Below are 18,708 nucleotides of genomic sequence, written 5' to 3' on the forward strand. Positions count from 1 at the left end.
GAAGGTTCCGCCCGAGAGCGTTCGGTCACGCGCCCGGCGCGAAACTCTCGCGCGCCGCGTCGAAGGCCGAACGCACCAGCGCCGAGCCGGAGTCCGGGCCGGAGACCCAGAAGTCCCAGGTCCGGCCGTCCTCGACGAAGCGCATGTTGATCGATCGGCGCACGGTGCCCCGATCGTTCCAGCGGAACTCCCAGAGTCCGGCGACCTGTCCGTGCACGGTGGTGCACTCGAGCCGGATCAGGTGGTAGTCCGTTCCGTTTCCGATGTAGGTGCCCGGTCCCAGGCCCTTGGACTCCTGTACGGCCAATTCGCCGCACGGATCGCCCTTGGCGTCGGACGCGTCCGGGCGCACTCCGAGGCGGTACAGGTCGTCCGGCGAGCGGTAGTAGACCCGCTCGCCGACGGCGTCGCGATCGGTCCATTCGGCGGGCACCAGGACGGTGAACGCGCCGCGTGAGGTGACCCGTCGGAAGCCGCCCGGCGGGTTCGTCGGAGCGGGGGTGTCCACCCGCGCGGGCGTCGTCGCGGGCCCGACGACGCCCGGGTCGGTCGGGCGAGCGGCACCGGTCGGGGCGCCGGCGGCCGAGGTCGCGGGCGTGTCCGGTTGGGCGACGCCGGAGCCCGCCGAGGTCACCGGCGCCGTTCGGCGCGGCCCGCCCGCCGAGGCCGCGTCCGGAGGCTCGGCCCCGTTCCGCCCCACCAGCACGCCGATCGTGACACCGGCGGCGGTCAGCAGCACCGCGACCACCGTGCCGAGCACGATGAACAGTCGGCCCGGGCGCCCGGTCGGTGCGGGCGTCGGCGGCCCGGCCGGCATCGGCGGCGGACCGGCCGGCCGCGGCGGCGCGGGCGAGACGGCGCCCGGAAGCCGGACCGGAGGCGGGATGGAAGGCGGGATGGAAGGCGGAACGGGGGGCGGGACCGGTACGGGCATCGGCTCGCGCACGTCGGTGGCCTCGACGTCCGGGCGCACCGTCCCGCCGCTCCCGCCCGCCCGGGCCAACAGCGGCCCCGCGGCCGCGGCCGTCATCCGCGCGGCCGGATCCCGGGTGAGCAGTCCGAGCACGGCCTCGGCGAGCGGCCCGGCGCACCCGGGCGGCGGGCAGATCCCGGCCGCGACCGCCTGCAACGTGGCCAGCGGGTTGTCCCGGCGGAACGGCGAGTGCCCCTCGACCATCTCGTAGAGCGTCACGCCCAGCGACCACAGGTCGGCGGGCGGCCCGGACGGCTGCCCACTCGCGCGCTCGGGCGCCATGTACTCGGGGGTGCCCGCCGTCGCACCGGTCTCGGTGACCGAGGGCGCGTCCGCGTGGGTGGCGATGCCGAAGTCGGTCAACACCACGCCGTCGTCCTCGTCGACCATGACGTTGGCGGGTTTCACGTCGCGGTGCTCGATGCCGACCCCGTGCACGGCGGCCAGACCCGCGAGCATCCGCGCGCCGATCCGCGCGGCCCGGTCCGGCGCCATGGCGCCCTCGGCGATCAGCGCGGTCAGCGGCCGGCCGGGCAGCAGTTGCATGACGATCCACGGGCGGCCGTCCTCGACCACGACGTCGAACACGGTGACCACGTTCGCGTGCCGGACCCGGCCCGCCGCGCGCACCTCGCGCCGCATCCGCGCCGAGCGCCGCTCGACCTCGTCGGCGTCCAGGTGCTCGGGCAACCGCAACTCCTTGATCGCCACGTCCCGCCCGATGGTCGGGTCGTGCGCCCGCCAGACCACCCCCATCCCGCCCTGACCGAGCACCTCGACCAGCCGATACCGCCCCGCGAGCACGCGCCCACTCATCCCGACCCCTCGACACGATCGTCTCCGCGTCGACCCGGGTCAGCCCGCGATCGACAGGTGTCCACGCGCGTGCTCGTAGTACGCGCCGGCGGTCCCCCACAAATCGTCGCGTCCGCGTACGGTCAGCCAGTAGCGCACGCCGGACGCGGTGCGGACCACCAGGTCCTTGCCGTGGTAGGGGATCAGGTCCTGGCCGCGCCACACGTACTCCCACTCCGCGGCCTCGTGCCCGCGGTAGTCGGTGGCCCGCAGGAGCAGCCGTTCGTAGTCCTCGCCGTCCAGTCGCTCCCGGCCGCCGATGCTGCCGTGCTCACGGTGCGCGACCGATTCCTCCGGGGCCATCACGATGCCCCGATCCACCGTCACGGTCACCGAGATCAGCCGGTCCGGATCGGTCACCGTCAATCCGCTGGGGCTGTCCGTACAGGTCCAGCCCTCCGGAACGGGCAGCGCGAAGCCCAGATCGGTCCGCCGTCGGCGGCGCAGTCGCGGTATCACCTTGTTGTCCACGAACGGGCCGACCACCAGGCAACCGCCGATCAGGGCGCCCACGATGATCGGGTCGGGATTGATCCGCGCGGCCTCCAGGGCCCCGCCGGCGATCACTCCGAGCAACATCGCGATCGGCACCGATCGGGAGATCCGCCGGTGCGGCAACACCAGCCACACGCTCAGCGCGAGCGCGAGCAGCACGATCGTGTACATCCCGGTCCAGTTGCCGAACGCGGCCAACCAGCGCGCGCCGGCAGCGGTGGCGATGCCGACCGAGGTCAGGATGGTCGTCCAGTGCCGGAACCACCAGCGTGGCCAGCGCCGGTAGCGGGCCCGGAAGACGCCGCCCTCGCGGGGCAGCCGCACGTTGGGCGAGGTCTCGTCCAGGCTGCCCCGGCCGGGCCGGTAGGCGGTGGCGCCGACCTTGCCCGGCGGCCGAGGCGTACGCGGCGGCCGAGGCGTGCGCGGCCCGGACGGCGCCTGGGGGTGACCGGACACCCGCACGCCGTGCCGGCGGACCGCGCCGGGCCGGATCCGGTCCGGGACGAAGCGCTCGGCGATCCGGCCGCCGGCCGGGTTGGGACCGCTCTCGACGACCTCCAGGAGCAGTTCCCGCACGTGCGCCGGCGAGCCGCGCCGGCTCGGGTCCTTGACCATCAGCGCCTTGAGCACCGGGGTCAGCGGGCCGGCCAGGAAGATCTCCGGGAAACGGCCCGCGGCCACCGCGGCGAGCGTGGCCGCGTGCGTGTTGCGGCGAAACGCGGGGCGGCCCTCGACCGCCTCGAACAAGGTCGCGCCCAGCGACCACAGGTCGGCCTCCGGTCCGGGCGGCTCGCCCGCGATCTGCTCGGGCGCCAGGTATTCGGGCGATCCCACCATCGCGCCGGCCTGGGTGAGCGTGGCGCTGTCCTCGACCGAGGCGACTCCGAAGTCGGTGAGCACGACCCGGCCGTTGCGGGCGAGCAGCACGTTGGCGGGCTTGACGTCCCGGTGCAGCACGCCGGCCTCGTGCGCGGCCTCCAGCGCCGCGAGCAACCGCAGCCCCAGCTCGGCGACCTGCTCGGACGGGATCGGCCCCTCCTTGTCCAGCTCCTGCGCCAGGGACAGGCCGCGGACCAGCTCCATCACGATCCATGGCCGCCCGTCCTCCTCGGCCACGTCGAAGATGGTCACCACGTTGGGATGGTCGATCCGCGCCGCCGCACGCGCCTCGCGCAACATCCGCGCGCTCAGCGTGCCGCGCTCGTCGTCGTCCTCGTAGCGAGGCAACCGCATCTCCTTGACCGCGACGTCGCGGTCGAGCATGGCGTCCACGGCCCGCCAGACCGTGCCCATGCCACCCCGGCCCAGTTGATCACCCAGGCGGTATCGCCCCGCGACCAAACGCTCGGGTGCTTCCGGGTCGGTCAAGTCTCTCGCTCCCCATGCAGCCGCGGCCCCGCCGCGCGATCGGGTGGTTGCCCTTTCCATACTCCAGTCCGGCGGCGCGCGGGGTCCACCGGTTCCGGGACGAACATCGCCGAAAGACACCTGGCCGGCGTATCGATGGAACGCCACGGCGCCCCGGAAGGTGCCCCAACCACGGCGCGATGGAAGGTGCCCCAACCACGGCGCGATCAACCGTGCCGGGCGGGCCGGTCGCGGACCGCGTGCCGGGTCGGGCGCCGCCTCACCCGGGCACGATGTCCTCGGCGCCCAGCCGCACCGCGTCCGCGGTGTGATCGTCCATCTGCTCCTGCGAGGCCCGCTCCGCCTCGATCCGCTTGAGGTAGTACTCCACCTCCCGCCGCGACTGCTCCTCCTCCCACCCCAGCACCCGCGCCATCAGGGCCGCGCAGGCCCGCGCCGCCCGCGCGCCGCGGTCGAACATCTCGATCGAGACCCGGGTCCGCCGATCCAGCACGTCGCCCAGGTGCAGCGCGCCCTCGTGGGTGCACGCGTACACCACCTCGGCGGCGAGATAGTCGTCCGCGCCGTCCAGCGGATAGGCCAACTCCGGATCGTCCGCGATCAGCGCGAGCACCTCCTCGATCATCGACCCGTACCGGTTCAGCAGGTGCTCCACCCGGGCCACGTGCAGCCCGGTCCGCGTCGCGATCGAGGCCCGCGCGTTCCACAGCGCCGGATACCCCTCCGCGCCGGCCAGCGGCACCGTCTCGGTGCAGCTCGGCGGGACCTTGCGGTCCAGTCCGTGCACCGCCGCGTCCACCGCGTCCGCGGCCATCACCCGATACGTCGTGTACTTGCCGCCCGCGACCACCACCAGACCGGGCACCGGGTGCGCGACGGTGTGCTCGCGCGAGAGTTGCGACGTGGCGTCCGACTCGCCGGCCAACAGCGGACGCAGTCCCGCGTACACGCCCTCGACGTCCTCCCGGGTGAGCGGCACCGCCAGGACCCGGTTGACGTGCTCCAACAGGTATTCGATGTCCGCCCGGCTGGCCGCGGGGTGCACCTTGTCCAGGTCCCACCGGGTGTCCGTGGTGCCGACGATCCAGTGCCGCCCCCATGGGATCACGAACAGCACGCTCTTCTCGGTGCGCAGGATCAGGCCGGTGGAGGAGTGGATCCGGTCCCTGGGCACCACCAGGTGGATGCCCTTGGACGCGCGCACGTGGAACTGCCCACGCTCGCCGACCAGGGCCTGCGTCTCGTCCGTCCACACCCCGGTCGCGTTGACCACCTGCCCGGCCCGGATGTCGTACGTCCCGCCGGTCTCCATGTCGCGCACGTGCACGCCCACCACCCGCTCGCCCTCGCGCAGGAACCCGGTCACCGTCGCGCGCGAGGCCACCTGCGCGCCGTAGCCGGCGGCGGTACGCACCAGTGTCATCGTGTAGCGCGCGTCGTCCATCTGCGCGTCGTAGTACTGCACCGCGCCCACCAGCGAGTCCTTGCGCAACGCCGGTGCCAGGCGCAGCGCCTGACGCCGAGTCAGTTGCCGGTGCCGGGGCAGCCCGCGAGCCCGCCCGGCGGAGGCCGCCATGGTGTCGTAGAGCGTCACCCCGGCCGTGACGTACGGCCGTTCCCAGCCCCGATGGCGCAGCGGGTACAGGAACGACACCGGCTTGACCAGGTGCGGCGCGAGCGTGTGCAACAGCAGTCCGCGCTCGCGCAACGCCTCGCGCACCAGCGCGAAATCGAGCATCTCCAGGTAGCGCAGACCACCGTGGATCAGCTTGCTGGATCGGCTGGAGGTGCCCGACGCCCAGTCACGCGCCTCGACCAGTCCCACCGAGAGGCCGCGCGTGACCGCGTCCAGGGCGGTGCCCGCGCCGACCACGCCGCCGCCCACCACGACCACGTCCAACTCGCTCTCGGCCATCCGCCGCAACGCCTGCGCGCGCGCCCGAGGTCCCATCGCCGCGGTCCGCATCAGCCACCTCCGAATCCGATCGTCACCTGCCGGACCACACCGATCGGGCGACTCGCCCCACCCCCGCCTACCCAATGCCCGTCGGCCGGACCACGCGCTCTGTCATTCTGGGTGGGTTCGGGCACCGGCGCCGCGGCCGGAAGGGCGCGCGCCGGTTCCCCGCACTCGGCACCGGGGGGCGGCGTGGACGCGGGACGCATGGTCGGCGACGGCCGGTTCGAGTTGATCGAACGCCTCGGCGCGGGCGGCATGGGCACGGTGTGGCGGGCCCGGGACGTCACCCTGGGCCGCGAGGTCGCGCTCAAGGAGGTGCGGGCACCCGACGGACTGCCGGCCGACGAGGTGGACCGAATCCGGCAGCGGGCGCTGCGCGAGGCGCGCGCGTTGGCCCGACTCGCCCACCCGAACGTGGTCACCGTCCATCAGGTGATCGAGGACGAGAGCTACCCGTGGATCGTGATGGAGCTGGTCCCCGGCGGCTCGCTCCAGGACTCGCTCGACCGGGGCGGTCTGTCGCCCGACCGGGCGGCCGGGGTCGGCCTGGCGGTGCTCGGGGCGCTGCGGGCCGCGCACGAGGCGGGTGTGCTGCACCGCGACGTGAAACCGGCCAATGTGCTGCTCGGACCCGGCGATCGGGTCGTGCTCACCGATTTCGGCATCGCCGCGGTCGAGGGCACCCCCGCGCTCACCGTGACCGGTTCGATCATCGGCTCCCCCGAATACCTGGCCCCGGAGCGGGTGCTCGGGCACGCCCCGCGTCCCGAGGCCGACCTGTGGTCGCTGGGCATGCTGCTGTACGTCGCGGTCGAGGGGTACAGCCCGTTCCGCCGCGCGTCGACCATGGCCACGCTCGGTGCGGTGCTGCACGAGACGCTGCCGCCGCCGCGCCGGGCGGGCGGGCGCCTTGGCCCCGATCATCGTCGAGTTGCTCGCCAAGGACCCGGACGCGCGCCCGACCGGGGCGGAGTCGGCCGCCCGACTGGAGGCGGCGATCCGCGGCGACGACGCCACGCTGCCCACGACCGCGCCGCCGCGTCCCCCGCTGCCGCCTCCAGGCCCCGAATCGCCGTCCCACCTGCGCCTCCCGCTGCTCGCGGCGCTGCTCGTGGTCGTCCTGATCGCGGCGGGCGTGCTCACCGCCCTCGCGCTCACGGGCGACGACGGCACCCCGCGGGCACGCACGTCCTCCCCGGCGCCGTCCGCGCCGACCGACACCGGCCCGCCGGCCGGCTCGGCCGCCCCCACCTCGCCCCCGGGCCCGCCCACCGCCCCCGGCACGACCGTGCCGCCCACGACCGTCACGGTCACCGCGCCCGCCGCGGAGCCGCCCGCCGCGACCGCGTCCCCCACCGGGCGCCCCGGCGGCCATTGGATCGCCCAACTCGCGTCCGTACCCAAGTCCGACGAGGTGACCGGGCGCGACGCGAAGCTCGCCGAGGTGCGCCGGCAGGTCCCCGACGCGCAGGTCCTGGACAGCGACCGGTACGCCTCGCTCAAGCCGAACCACTGGGTCGTGTACGCGGACGGCCCGTTCCCGGACGGCACCGCCGCGTTGGCCTACTGTGCCGCTCGCGGTCGCACCGTCGCCGACCTGTGCGTGGGCCGGTTCCTCAGCGGCGCCTCGGCCGATCTCAAGTACGTCTGCGCGCCCGCGAACGGCACGACCACCGGGATCTGCCGCCGCGACTGATCCGTCTGCGAACGCGAACGGCCCCGAACACCAAGGGTGTTCGGGGCCATTCGGCAACTTCGGTCCGGCCGGCGACTTCCCGGCCGGCGACTTCGCCGATGTGCGGACCTCGTCGGTGTACGGACTTCGGTCAGTGGGCGGGCGAGACGGTGACCTCGACCTGCTGGAACTTCTTGAGTTCCGAGTAGCCGGTGGTGGCCATCGCCCGACGCAGCGCGCCGAACAGGTTCATCGAACCGTCGGATACGTGCGAGGGACCGAGCAGGATCTCCTCCAGCGTGCCCACCGCGCCCAGGTTCATCCGCCGACCGCGCGGCAGTTCCGGGTGGTGCGCCTCGGAGCCCCAGTGGTGACCGGCGCCGGGGGCGTCGCTCGCCCGGGCCAGCGCCGAACCGATCATCACCGCGTCCGCGCCGCACGCGACCGCCTTGGCGATGTCGCCGCTGCGTCCCACGCTGCCGTCGGCGACCACGTGCACGTACCGGCCACCGGACTCGTCGAGGTAGTCGCGGCGCGCCTCGGCCACGTCCGCCACCGCGGTGGCCATCGGCACCGCGACGCCGAGCACGCCGCGGGTGGTGTGCGCCGCGCCGCCGCCGAAGCCGACCAGGACCCCGGCCGCGCCGGCCCGCATCAGGTGCAGTGCGCCCTGGTAGGTCGCGCAACCGCCGACGATCACCGGCACGTCGAGGTCGTAGATGAACTGCTTGAGGTTCAGCGGCTCGGCGCGCCCGGAGACGTGCTCGGCCGAGACCGTGGTGCCGCGGATCACGAACACGTCCACGCCCGCGTCGATCACGGCCTTGTGGTACTGCGCGGTGCGCTGCGGCGACAGCGCTGCGGCGGTGACCACGCCCGAGTCGCGGATCTGCTTGATCCGCGCGCCGATCAGCTCCTCCTTGATCGGCTCGGCGTAGATCTCCTGCATCCGCCGGGTGGCCGCGTCCTCGTCCAGCGCGCCGATCTCCTCGATCAGCGGCGTCGGGTCCTCGTAGCGGGTCCACAGCCCTTCGAGGTTGAGCACGCCCAGGCCGCCCATGCGACCGACCTCGATCGCGGTCTGCGGCGACACGACGCTGTCCATCGGCGCCGTCAGGAACGGCAGCTCGAACCGGTACGCGTCGATCTGCCACGCGATCGAGACCTCTTCGGGGTCCCGGGTCCGCCGGCTGGGGACGATGGCGACGTCGTCGAAGTGATAGGCACGCCGGCCACGCTTGCCCCGGCCGATTTCGACCTCAGTCACGTTGCGCCTCTCCTGCTGGAATCGGTGGATGGGAAAACCCGTATCCCAGGGTACGGGGCGGGCAAACCGGCGAGAGGCCCCGCCCGCGGTACGGACGAAGCCCCTCGGGGTGTGGCGCGATCTAGCGCGAGTGGTAGTTCGGCGCTTCCTGGGTCATGTGGATGTCGTGCGGGTGCGACTCCTTGAGCCCGGCCGAGGTGATCCGCACGAAGCGGCCCTTGTCCTGGAGCTCGGTGACGGTCGCGGCGCCCGCGTAGCCCATCGACGCGCGCAGGCCGCCGATCAACTGGTGCGCGACGGCGGAGAGCGGGCCCCGATAGGGCACCTGGCCCTCGATGCCCTCGGGGACCAGCTTGTCCTCGGAGAGCACGTCGTCCTGGAAGTAGCGGTCCTTGGAGAAGGACTTGGCCTGGCCGCGCGACTGCATCGCGCCGAGCGAGCCCATGCCCCGGTAGGACTTGAACTGCTTGCCGTTGATGAAGATCAGGTCGCCGGGGCTCTCCTCGCAGCCCGCGAGCAGGCTGCCGAGCATCACCGTGTCCGCGCCGGCCGCGATCGCCTTGGCGATGTCGCCGGAGTACTGCAGGCCGCCGTCGCCGATCACCGGCACACCCGCCGCGCGGGCGGCCTGGGCCGCCTCGTAGATCGCGGTGACCTGCGGCGCGCCCACGCCCGCGATCACCCGGGTGGTGCAGATCGAGCCCGGGCCGACGCCGACCTTGACACCGTCCACGCCCGCGTCGATCAGCGCCTGCGCGCCGTCGCGGGTGGCGATGTTGCCGCCGATCACCTCGACCTTGGTGTTCGCCTTGACCTTGGCGATCATCTCCAGGACGTTGCGCGAGTGGCCGTGCGCGCTGTCCACCACGATGAAGTCGACGCCGGCCTCGACCAGCGCCTGGGCCCGGCGGTAGCTGTCGTCACCGGTGCCGATCGCGGCGCCGACCACCAGTCGGCCGTCCGCGTCCTTGGTCGCGTTCGGGTACTGCTCGCTCTTGACGAAGTCCTTGACCGTGATCAGACCGCGCAACTTGCCCGCGTCGTCGATCAGCGGCAGCTTCTCCACCTTGTGCCGGCGCAGCAGTTCCATCGCCTGGTCGCCGGTGGTGCCGACCTTGCCGGTGACCAGCGGCATCGGGGTCATGATGTCGCGCACCCGGCGCGAGTGGTCGACCTCGAAGCGCAGGTCGCGGTTGGTCACGATGCCCAGCAGCCGACCGTTGTCGTCGGTGACCGGGACGCCGCTGATCCGGAACCGCGCGCACAGCGCGTCGACTTCCTGGAGCGTGGCGTCCGCGCCGATGGTGATCGGGTCGAGCACCATTCCGGCCTCGGAGCGCTTGACCGTGTCCGCCTGCGCGGCCTGGTCCTCGATCGAGAGGTTGCGGTGCAGCACGCCGACGCCGCCCTGACGGGCCATGGCGATCGCCATTCGGGCCTCGGTCACGGTGTCCATCGCCGAGGACAACAGCGGGATCCGGACGCGAATGTTGCGGGTGACCCGGGCGGAGGTGTCCACCTCGCTCGGCACGACGTCGGACGCGCCCGGCAGCAGCAGGACATCGTCGTACGTCAGCCCGAGCATCGCGAACTTCTCGGGTACGCCGTCGGCCGTGAGACTCATGACACCTTCCGAAGGTATTCCGATGGATCGCTCCGCCGGCCCGCTCCCCGAACAGGGCGGGTCCCCGGGTACGGCGGAAACGCGCTCTCGGCAAGCGGATGGGTGGATTGAGGGTTCATGCTACTGGCCCCACGCGGTGCTTCGAGCCCGCTTGCCGATGGTGAGCACAACCGCGCACCGGGTCCGCGCCATTCCCGACCCGCCTCAGCAACGGTCGGGCACCGCCCGGCGCCGGTTCGCCGCGGTGCCGTCCACCTCGGCGAGCAGCGCGTCGAACAGTCTGGCGATCCGGTCCTGGGCGGGCGTGGGACGGCGTCGCCGCAACTGCTCGACGAGTTCGTCGTCCTGCCGCAGCAGGCCCAGGTCGGCGGTGCCGGATCGGCCACCGAACCGCACACCGCCGCCGCTCACGCGGTCTTCTCCTCGCCCGCCAACGCCCTCAGGCGAGTCAGCGCACGGTGTTGCGCGACCCGCACCGCGCCGGGCGACATGCCCATCGCCCGCCCGGTCTCCTCGGCGGAGAGCCCGACGGCGACCCGCAGCACGAGCAACTCGCGCAGGTTGTCGGGAAGACGGCCGAGCAGGGCCCGGGCGTGCGCGGCGTCACTGCGCCGCACCACCTGGTCCTCGGGACCGGGATGGTCGTCCACCGCCTCCGGCAGATCGCACGTGGGTACCGCGCCGCGCATCGCGGCACGCTGCACGTCGACCACCTTGTGTGCCGCGATGCCGAACACGAACGCCTCGAACGGGCGGCCCTCGTCGCGATAGCGCGGCAGCGCGGACAACACGGCCAGGCAGACCTCCTGCGCGGCGTCGTCCGCCGCGTGCTCGGCGCCGGAGACCCGGCCGAGCCGGGCCCGGCAGTAGCGCAACACCAGGGGTCGCACGTACGCGAGCAGTTCGTCGGTCGCCTGCACGTCCCCCTGGACCGCGCGAACCACGACGGCACGCATGCCGTCGTCGGCCTGCGCGTGTGCTTCGTACGGCTCGTCCGGCATTCGCTCGGGGGTCCCACCCATGCCATTCAGTATGCAGGGATCGGCGACCGAATCGCGGCCATGCCGACCCGGGGGACTCATCCGGCCCCCCGGGCAACGGCAATCACCGCACGGACCCTCGCCCGTCGGGGGCCGTCGGCACACGCCTCATCGCACAAGTCCCCACCGACCGTGCCCACCCGGGAGGCGACCCTCGGGCCCCTCACGGTCGGGGGAGTGCTCGCGTGCGTGCGTCATCGCACGAGTCCCCACCGGAATCCGAGCGCGACCGCGTGGGCCCGGTCGGACGCGCCCAGCTTCTTGAACAGCCGGCGCGCGTGGGTCTTGACGGTGTCCTCCGACAGGAACAGCTCGCGCCCGATCTCGGCGTTGCTGCGCCCGTGACTCATCCCTTCGAGCACCTGGATCTCACGTGCCGTCAGGGTCGGCGCCACGCCCATGTCGGGCGAACGCAGACGCCGGGGCGCGAGCCGCCAGGTCGGGTCGGCGAGCGCCTGGGAGACGGTCGCGCGCAACTCCGCGCGCGACGCGTCCTTGTGCAGATATCCCCGAGCCCCGGCGGCGACCGCGAGGGCCACGCCGTCCAGGTCCTCGGCCATCGTCAGCATGATCACCCGTGCGCCGGGGTCGCCGGCCAGGAGGCGGCGCACCGCCTCGACGCCGCCGAGCCCGGGCATCCGCACGTCCATGAGGACGAGATCGGACCGCTCCGCGCCCCAGCGCCGCAGTACCTCCTCGCCACTCGTGGCCGTCGTCACCCTCTCGACGCCGGGGACCGTGGCCACCGCCCGCCGCAGGGTCTCCCGAACCAGCGGGGAATCGTCGCAGACCAGGACGGTCGTCATCGCCGGCCTCCGCAGTGGATCCGCGTCACGTTGAGCCTCCACGCCTGTACGTACCGTTTCCTTTGCGGCGGTCCCGGAGGACGGTGACTCGGGGTCCGGCCCCGACCGCCTCCATCGCCAACCGCTTCACCCACCCCAACGAGCATCACTCGAAAGGGTTACGGGGGGAGTTCCGCTCCGCCGTTACGACAACGAGGCGACCGAGCCCGAGGACACGCGTGGGTGATCGCTCGCGTACCCAACGTCACCTTCCACCGCTTCCCCTCGTCGAATCCCACCGAAGCGCACCCACCGGTGCCCGTGAGCCACCAGAGTGAGTAATTTTTTCTGCTTTCAGTGCATAAGTGGGAATTAGGATTGGAACTGATCAATTCGTGACACAGTCGCACCTACTTCTGATCGCTTGATCACGACTGTTCTGCACGGTCTGCACCCGAGGTGGCAACCCTGCTCACCGACAACTCGTACGCGATAAGCAAGAGGGACGAGTCATGGCTGATTTCTCGCGACTCCCCGGCCCCAACGCCGATCTGTGGGACTGGCAGCTCTCGGCAGCCTGTCGCGGAGTCGACAGCGCACTGTTCTTCCACCCCGAAGGCGAGCGAGGCGCCGCCAGGGTCGCCCGAGAGGCTTCGGCCAAGGAAGTCTGCATGCGGTGCCCGGTCCGTCGCCAGTGCGCCACGCACGCCCTGAAGGTGCGCGAGCCGTATGGCGTATGGGGCGGGCTCACCGAGGACGAACGGGTCGAACTCGACAGCGACCGCCGGCACGGGGTCGCCGCGGAACGCGCGGCCGCCGCGGCCGGCGGCGCGTCCGTGACGCACTGAGACACACACCAAGCTCGGCGGCCCGCCCCCGGATCCGGGGGCGGGCCGCCGAGCTTGGGCGCGGCCCGGCACGTGTCACCACGAGCCGCGGCACGTGTCACCACAGCAGCGCCGAGGCGCTCGCGATCGCCTACCGGAGGGCGGACATGTCCATCTCCCACACCTTCGGCCAGTCCTTGCCCCGGAACGCCGCGTCGGTGCCGCCGTCGCAGAAGACCACCGAACCGACGAAGAAGCTCGACTCGCCGCCGAGCAGGAACGCCACCAGCGCGGCGATCTCCTCCGGCCGACCGCCGCGGCCGGCCGGGATCGTGTTCAGGAACATCTCCATGCCCTCGGCGGTCAACGGGTCCTTGCGGCCCTCGGCCGTCATCGGCGTCTCGATCAGACCCGGCGCGATCGCGTTCAGTCGGATGCCGTCGGCGATGTACTCGGCGCATTTGGTCCGCGCGTACCACGCGAGCGCGGCCTTGGTCGCGGGATAGGCCTGGAGCGCGGCGAACTCGCCGAACACCTCGGTCGCCGCCGTCGCGCCCGCCTCGTCGCCCGCCAGACACAACTCGGCCACCTCCACCGGCCAGTTCGGCTGGGCGGTCGTCGAGTTCGAGCTGATCAGCACGACGGACGCGTTCGTGCCGGCCGCGAGCAGCGGACGCAGCCCCTCCAGGAGCGCGATCGCGCCGAAGTAGTTCACCGATACGAGCAGACCGCCCGGGCGCCCGGTGGCCGCCGCCAGACCCGCGAAGGGCACGAAGCCGTCGAGCGCGCCGCCGGACAGTTCGGTGACCCCGGCGATCGCCTCGGCGCGACCCTCGGCCGTGCTCAGGTCCACCTCGACGTCGGCGTCGTGCAGGTCGACGCCGATCACCCGGTGGCCGTCCGCCTCCAGCCGGGCCTTGGTCGCGGCGCCCAGACCCGAGGCCGCTCCGGTGATCGCGTAGGTACCCATGTCTCTCCTTCGATGGTGCTCGACCGACGGCGCTCGACGGCAGTCGCCCGGCCGACTCCTGACGGTCCGTCAGTTGACGGCTCCCGGCACTCTCGCAGATCGGGCCGGCACCGGAAAGGCCGACGGGCCCGACCGCTGCGAAGCGGTCGGGCCCGTCGGGGTGTCGCGAGGCGTCGCGGGTGGAACTAGTGCGAGTGGCCGTGGCCGCCGTGGTTGTGCGCGGCGGGCTCTTCCTCGGCCGGCTTCTCGACGACCAGGGTCTCGGTCGTGAGCAGCAGCGACGCGATCGACGCGGCGTTCTGCAGCGCGGAACGGGTCACCTTGACCGGGTCGATGACGCCCGAGTCGACCAGGTTGCCGTACTCGCCGGTCGCGGCGTTGAAGCCGTGCCCGATGCCGAGCTCCTGCACCTTGTTGACGATGACGTAGCCCTCGAGGCCCGCGTTCTCGGCGATCCAGCGCAGCGGCTCGACCGCGGCGCGACGCACGACCGCGACGCCGGTCGCGATGTCGCCGGTCTGGCCGAGGTTGTCGGCGAGCACGGAGACGGCGTGCACCAGGGCGGTGCCGCCGCCGGCGACGATGCCCTCCTCGATGGCCGCGCGGGTCGCGGAGACCGCGTCCTCGAGACGGTGCTTCTTCTCCTTGAGCTCGACCTCGGTGGCCGCGCCCACACGGATCACGCACACGCCGCCGGCCAGCTTCGCGAGGCGCTCCTGGAGCTTCTCGCGGTCCCAGTCGGAGTCGGTGTCGTCGATCTCGCGCTTGATCTGCTTGACCCGGTCCGCGATCGCGGCGGCGTCGCCGGCGCCGTCGACCAGGGTGGTCGCGTCCTTGGTGATGGTGATGCGACGGGCGCTGCCCAGCACCTCCAGGCCGACCTGGTCGAGCTTGAGGCCGACCTCGGGGGCGATGACCTGACCACCGGTCAGGATCGCCATGTCCTCCAGCATCGCCTTGCGGCGGTCGCCGAAGCCCGGGGCCTTGACCGCGACGGCGTTGAACGTGCCGCGGATCTTGTTCACGACCAGGGTCGACAGCGCCTCGCCGTCGACGTCCTCGGCGACGATCAGCAGCGGCTTGGACGCGCCGGCCTGGATGATCTTCTCGAGCAGCGGCAGCAGTTCGGCGATGGCCGAGATCTTGCCCTGGTGGATCAGGATGTACGGGTCGTCGAGGACGGCCTCCATACGCTCCTGGTCGGTGACCATGTACGGCGACAGGTAGCCCTTGTCGAACTGGAGGCCCTCGGCGAACTCCAGCTCCAGACCCATGGTCTGGGACTCCTCGACGGTGATGACACCGTCCTTGCCGACCTTGTCCATGGCCTCGGCGATCAGCTCGCCGATCTGCTGGTCCTGCGCCGAGAGCGCGGCGACGGCGGCGATGTCCTCCTTGCCGTCGATCGCGCGGGCGGTCTTGAGCAGCTGCTCGGATACCGCGGCGACCGCGAGGTCGATGCCCTTCTTCAGGTCCATCGGGGCCGCGCCGGCGGCCACGTTGCGCAGACCCTCGCGGACGAGCGCCTGGGCCAGGACCGTCGCGGTGGTGGTGCCGTCACCCGCGATGTCGTTGGTCTTGGTCGCGACTTCCTTGGCCAGCTGCGCGCCGAGGTTCTCGTACGGGTCCTCGAGCTCCACCTCACGGGCGATCGTCACGCCGTCGTTGGTGATGGTCGGGGCACCGAACTTCTTGTCGATCACGACGTTGCGGCCCTTGGGGCCGAGCGTGACCTTGACGGTGTCGGCCAGCGCGTTGACGCCGCGCTCCAGCGACCGCCGGGCCTTCTCGTCGAACTGGAGGATCTTCGCCATGAGGGTCTTCGTCCTTAAAGGTTGCTAGTCGACGTCGTACAACCGACTCCGCCCCGGGTCCACCGGCCGACAAGGCAGGGCGATCCGGGGCGGGGTCGTCGAACCGTCACCGGTTCCGGCGCGTCAGCGCGATGTCACTTCTCGATGATCGCGAGCACGTCGCGAGCCGAGAGAACGAGGTATTCCTCGCCGTTGTACTTCACCTCGGTGCCGCCGTACTTGCTGTACAGAACGGTGTCACCGACGCTCACGTCGAGCGGCAGACGCTGACCGTCCTCGAAACGACCCGGGCCCACAGCCAGGACGACGCCCTCCTGGGGCTTCTCCTTGGCGGTGTCCGGGATCACGAGACCCGACGCGGTGGTCTGCTCGGCCTCAAGCGTCTGGACCACGATGCGGTCCTCGAGCGGCTTGATGGCAACCTTGGTGTTGGCGGTCGTCACGATGCGACCTCCCCCTTCGGAGATCTCACGGAAAAATGTCTGTCGGCGATGGGACAGATCCGTCGTCGCGGGTGCCGGACCTGCTCGTATCGCACTGGCACACTCATGGGGAGAGTGCCAGCACAGACACTAGGTGGCGGTTAGCACTCCGTCAACCAGAGTGCCAGATTCAGCGCGTCGGACCGCATTGTTCATACCGGTGGCCTTCCCGACGGGGGCCGGCGGCGCTCGGCGAGAATGGGCGCGTGCACACCGAAGCTTTCACCGCGCTGCTGACCGACGAGGGCCGTTCGCTGTTGGACCTGCTCGCCGACCACGAGATCGGCGAAGAGCTGTCGTTGGCCACCCGGCTGCGTCGGGAGCACTCGCCGGAGCTGGTGGCCGCCGCGCTCACCCAGTCCCGGCTGCGGCAGCGCGGGCGGGCCAAGTTCGGTGCGGACGCGGCGCGGATGTACTTCACACCCCATGGGCTGGAACAGTCCACCCGCACCTCGGTGGCCGAGCACCGGGCCGCCCGGCTGGTCGCGGCCGGCGGGATCGACCGGGCCGTGGACCTGTGTTGCGGCATCGGCGGCGACGCGCTCGCGCTGGCCCGCGCCGGGATCGCCGTGCACGCGGTCGACCTGGACCCGCTGACCTGCGCGGTCGCCCGGGCCAACGCCGACGCGCTGGGCTTGGCGCACCTGCTCACCGTCGAGTGCGCGGACGTGACCGAGGTGGAGTTGGGCGGGTACGACGCGGCGCTGATCGACCCGGCGCGGCGCACCGCCCGGGGCCGCACCTTCGACCCCCGGGCGTACTCGCCGCCGTTCTCGTTCCTGACCACGCTCGCCGCCCGGGTGCCGTGCGGCGCGGCCAAGGTCGCGCCCGGCATCCCGCACGAGATCGTGCCCGAGGGCATGGAGGCCGAGTGGGTCTCCGATCGCGGCGACGTCAAGGAGGCGGTGTTGTGGTGGGGCCGGCTCGCGCGCGGCGGCCTGCGCGCCACCGTGCTGCCCGCCGGCGCCGCGCTGGCCTCGGGCCCGGCTCGCCGGGCACCGGTGGGCCCGGTCCGCCGCTACCTCTACGAGCCGGACGGCGCGGTGATCCGGGCGCACCTGGTGGCCGAGGTGGGCGAGTTGGTGGACGGCAACCTGGTGGACGAGACGATCGCCTACCTCGCCTCGGACAAGCTGGTCGCCACCGCGTTCGCGAGCGTGTACGAGATCACCGACGTGTTGCCGTTCAATCTGAAGCGGCTCAAGGCCCTGTTGCGCGAGCGCGGCGTCGGCAACCTCACGGTCAAGAAGCGCGGCTCGGCGGTCGAACCCGAGGAGGTCCGCCGCCGGGTCGGGCCGACCGGCCCGAACGCGGCCACGGTGCTGCTGACCCGGGTGGCGGGCGCGCCCACGATGTTGATCGGGCAGCCGGTGTCCCCGGGGCAGCCCACCGGCCCGGGCCTCGGCGGGGTGCTCGACCGGCCGGGAGGACCTCAACCGATGTAGTCCTCCAGGCGCGCGACCGTGTAGCCCTGGGCCTGGATCTTGCGCAGCATGTTGCCGAACATCTCGGTCATCGTGGTGCCCTTGAGCTCACCGGGCCCGCGGAAGTGGGCCAGGATGATGTCGCCCGGGTGCAGCTTCTTCTCGCCGACGTACTGCATGTCGTTGATCTGCATCGACTCCCGCCACTTGACGATCGCGTCGATCCCGCCGCAACCACCGGCCACCGTCTGCGTGGTCGCGTTCCAGTTGCCGTACGGCGGGCGGAACAGCGTCGGGCGCTTGCCGTAGATCTCGGCGAGCCGGTCCTGCTGACCGCAGATCTGGTGCTTCTGCGCCTCCGCGCCCAGCGTCTTGAGGTCCGGGTGGGACAGCGTGTGGTTCTGCACCGTGGCGCCGAGCGCCTGGAGCTTGCGGAAGTACTCCGGGTCCTGCCGCACGTAGGTGTCGTTGAGGAACATCGACACCGGGATCCGCAGGTCCCGCATCATGTCGAGAAACCCGGGATCCTTCTCCGCCCCGTCGTCGATCGTGATGAACACGATCTTCTCCTCGGTGGGGATCTTGTCCACCACCGGCGGCTGGGGCCCGCCGGCCTTGATCGGCTTGACCGCGGGCGGGGCGGGCGGCGGGGTGAACGGCTTCAGGTTCCACTTCGCGGCAAGCGCGGCGGCGTCGGCGCCCGGGGTGTCCGGCTTCGCGGCGGGAGTGGGCCTGGTCGGGTCGGTGGACGCGCCGCCGGTGGGCCGGCCGGTGCCCTTGACCGCGGCGGTGTCGTCGGAGCCGCCGCAGCCGGTCAGCGCGACGAGCAGCGCACCGGCCAGGCCGATCAGGGCCGAGGTGCGGGCCGCGCCCCGCCGCTTTTGTACCGTTCGATGCGCCACTGTCGCCGGACCCTTTCGTTCGTGTGCTCCGATCGCGCCCACGCTACGCGTCGCGGCGGCCTGTCACGGTCCGGACAAGGGCTGTTCAAGGGACTGTCGAAGGACTGTTGAGCAGCCGATGAGCTGGGCACACTCCCGGCAAGGCCAATGGCACGTGCGGCGGCACGCAGCCATCAGCCAAGGCACTCGGCCCGCGTCCGGCTTGCGAATGGCCTCCTCGTCGGACGCGGGTCGAGTGTTGCGCGGA

At 72.1% G+C, this 18,708-nt stretch carries 15 protein-coding genes and 1 pseudogene; 4 read left to right on the top strand and 12 right to left on the bottom strand.

All coding sequences use genetic code 11. The features are described 5' to 3' along the window. Nucleotides 1–25 precede the first annotated feature (25 nt). The 3 genes from ACIRL2_RS36980 to ACIRL2_RS36990 all read right to left on the bottom strand — a co-directional run bounded on the left by ACIRL2_RS36980 (nucleotide 26) and on the right by ACIRL2_RS36990 (nucleotide 5,657). Nucleotides 26–1,789 (bottom strand): protein kinase, encoded by a 1,764-nt coding sequence (locus tag ACIRL2_RS36980; protein WP_402238217.1) that lies wholly within the window; start codon nucleotides 1,787–1,789, stop codon nucleotides 26–28. A 39-nt stretch (nucleotides 1,790–1,828) separates the two neighbouring features. Further along, nucleotides 1,829–3,691 carry a serine/threonine-protein kinase gene (locus ACIRL2_RS36985; RefSeq protein WP_395871620.1) on the bottom strand — a complete coding sequence of 621 codons (1,863 nt, stop codon included), beginning with the start codon at nucleotides 3,689–3,691 and terminating at the stop codon, nucleotides 1,829–1,831. Nucleotides 3,692–3,950: 259 nt separating this feature from the next. Next, nucleotides 3,951–5,657: a glycerol-3-phosphate dehydrogenase/oxidase gene (locus ACIRL2_RS36990; protein ID WP_395871622.1), complete on the bottom strand. Its 1,707-nt coding sequence runs from the start codon at nucleotides 5,655–5,657 to the stop codon at nucleotides 3,951–3,953. 249 nt (nucleotides 5,658–5,906) lie between these two features. Between ACIRL2_RS36990 and ACIRL2_RS36995 the strand changes: the two are divergent. Continuing rightward, nucleotides 5,907–6,455, top strand: a pseudogene (locus tag ACIRL2_RS36995) (serine/threonine-protein kinase); the annotation flags it as partial. Nucleotides 6,456–6,561: 106 nt separating this feature from the next. Next, a complete protein-coding gene (locus ACIRL2_RS37000; protein WP_402238344.1) occupies nucleotides 6,562–7,347 on the top strand; it encodes a hypothetical protein in 786 nt (261 codons plus the stop codon). Nucleotides 7,348–7,477: 130 nt separating this feature from the next. Here ACIRL2_RS37000 and ACIRL2_RS37005 read toward each other — a convergent pair whose 3' ends face one another. The 5 genes from ACIRL2_RS37005 to ACIRL2_RS37025 all read right to left on the bottom strand — a co-directional run bounded on the left by ACIRL2_RS37005 (nucleotide 7,478) and on the right by ACIRL2_RS37025 (nucleotide 12,063). Further along, the gene (locus ACIRL2_RS37005; RefSeq protein WP_078975688.1) at nucleotides 7,478–8,593 is read right to left on the bottom strand and encodes a GuaB3 family IMP dehydrogenase-related protein; all 1,116 of its coding nucleotides are present in this window, start codon (nucleotides 8,591–8,593) and stop codon (nucleotides 7,478–7,480) included. Nucleotides 8,594–8,714: 121 nt separating this feature from the next. Then, complete coding sequence (gene guaB, locus ACIRL2_RS37010; RefSeq protein WP_395871626.1) at nucleotides 8,715–10,217, bottom strand: IMP dehydrogenase; 1,503 nt, start codon at nucleotides 10,215–10,217, stop codon at nucleotides 8,715–8,717. A 204-nt stretch (nucleotides 10,218–10,421) separates the two neighbouring features. After that, nucleotides 10,422–10,628 (bottom strand): hypothetical protein, encoded by a 207-nt coding sequence (locus ACIRL2_RS37015; RefSeq protein ID WP_395871627.1) that lies wholly within the window; start codon nucleotides 10,626–10,628, stop codon nucleotides 10,422–10,424. Next, on the bottom strand, nucleotides 10,625–11,218 hold the full coding sequence (gene shbA / locus ACIRL2_RS37020; protein WP_205354273.1) for an RNA polymerase sigma factor ShbA: 594 nt from the start codon (nucleotides 11,216–11,218) through the stop codon (nucleotides 10,625–10,627). Before shbA ends, ACIRL2_RS37015 begins: the two co-directional genes overlap by 4 nt. Nucleotides 11,219–11,451: 233 nt before the next feature. Further along, entirely contained in the window at nucleotides 11,452–12,063 is a 612-nt protein-coding gene (locus ACIRL2_RS37025) for a response regulator transcription factor (RefSeq protein ID WP_020549179.1), read from the bottom strand. A gap of 491 nt (nucleotides 12,064–12,554) precedes the next feature. Between ACIRL2_RS37025 and ACIRL2_RS37030 the strand changes: the two genes are divergently transcribed. Then, complete coding sequence (locus tag ACIRL2_RS37030) at nucleotides 12,555–12,890, top strand: WhiB family transcriptional regulator (protein WP_395871629.1); 336 nt, start codon at nucleotides 12,555–12,557, stop codon at nucleotides 12,888–12,890. A gap of 130 nt (nucleotides 12,891–13,020) precedes the next feature. Here ACIRL2_RS37030 and ACIRL2_RS37035 read toward each other — a convergent pair whose 3' ends face one another. The 3 genes from ACIRL2_RS37035 to groES form a co-directional block, all read right to left on the bottom strand. Further along, entirely contained in the window at nucleotides 13,021–13,839 is an 819-nt protein-coding gene (locus ACIRL2_RS37035) for an SDR family oxidoreductase (RefSeq protein WP_402238223.1), read from the bottom strand. A gap of 185 nt (nucleotides 13,840–14,024) precedes the next feature. Further along, entirely contained in the window at nucleotides 14,025–15,653 is a 1,629-nt protein-coding gene (gene groL / locus ACIRL2_RS37040; protein WP_395871633.1) for a chaperonin GroEL, read from the bottom strand. 134 nt (nucleotides 15,654–15,787) lie between these two features. Then, nucleotides 15,788–16,096 carry a co-chaperone GroES gene (gene groES, locus ACIRL2_RS37045; protein ID WP_161359282.1) on the bottom strand — a complete coding sequence of 103 codons (309 nt, stop codon included), beginning with the start codon at nucleotides 16,094–16,096 and terminating at the stop codon, nucleotides 15,788–15,790. Nucleotides 16,097–16,341: 245 nt separating this feature from the next. Here groES and ACIRL2_RS37050 point away from each other — a divergent pair, with 245 nt between their 5' ends. After that, the gene (locus ACIRL2_RS37050; protein WP_395871635.1) at nucleotides 16,342–17,580 is read left to right on the top strand and encodes a THUMP-like domain-containing protein; all 1,239 of its coding nucleotides are present in this window, start codon (nucleotides 16,342–16,344) and stop codon (nucleotides 17,578–17,580) included. Here ACIRL2_RS37050 and ACIRL2_RS37055 read toward each other — a convergent pair. Then, nucleotides 17,568–18,461 carry a polysaccharide deacetylase family protein gene (locus ACIRL2_RS37055; RefSeq protein WP_395871637.1) on the bottom strand — a complete coding sequence of 298 codons (894 nt, stop codon included), beginning with the start codon at nucleotides 18,459–18,461 and terminating at the stop codon, nucleotides 17,568–17,570. The two genes, ACIRL2_RS37050 and ACIRL2_RS37055, sit on opposite strands and share 13 nt — an antisense overlap. Between the last annotated feature and the right edge of the window lie 247 nt (nucleotides 18,462–18,708).

It is taken from the genome of Embleya sp. NPDC127516 (genome assembly GCF_044765325.1).
In the GTDB taxonomy this organism is placed as follows: Bacteria; Actinomycetota; Actinomycetes; order Streptomycetales; family Streptomycetaceae; genus Embleya.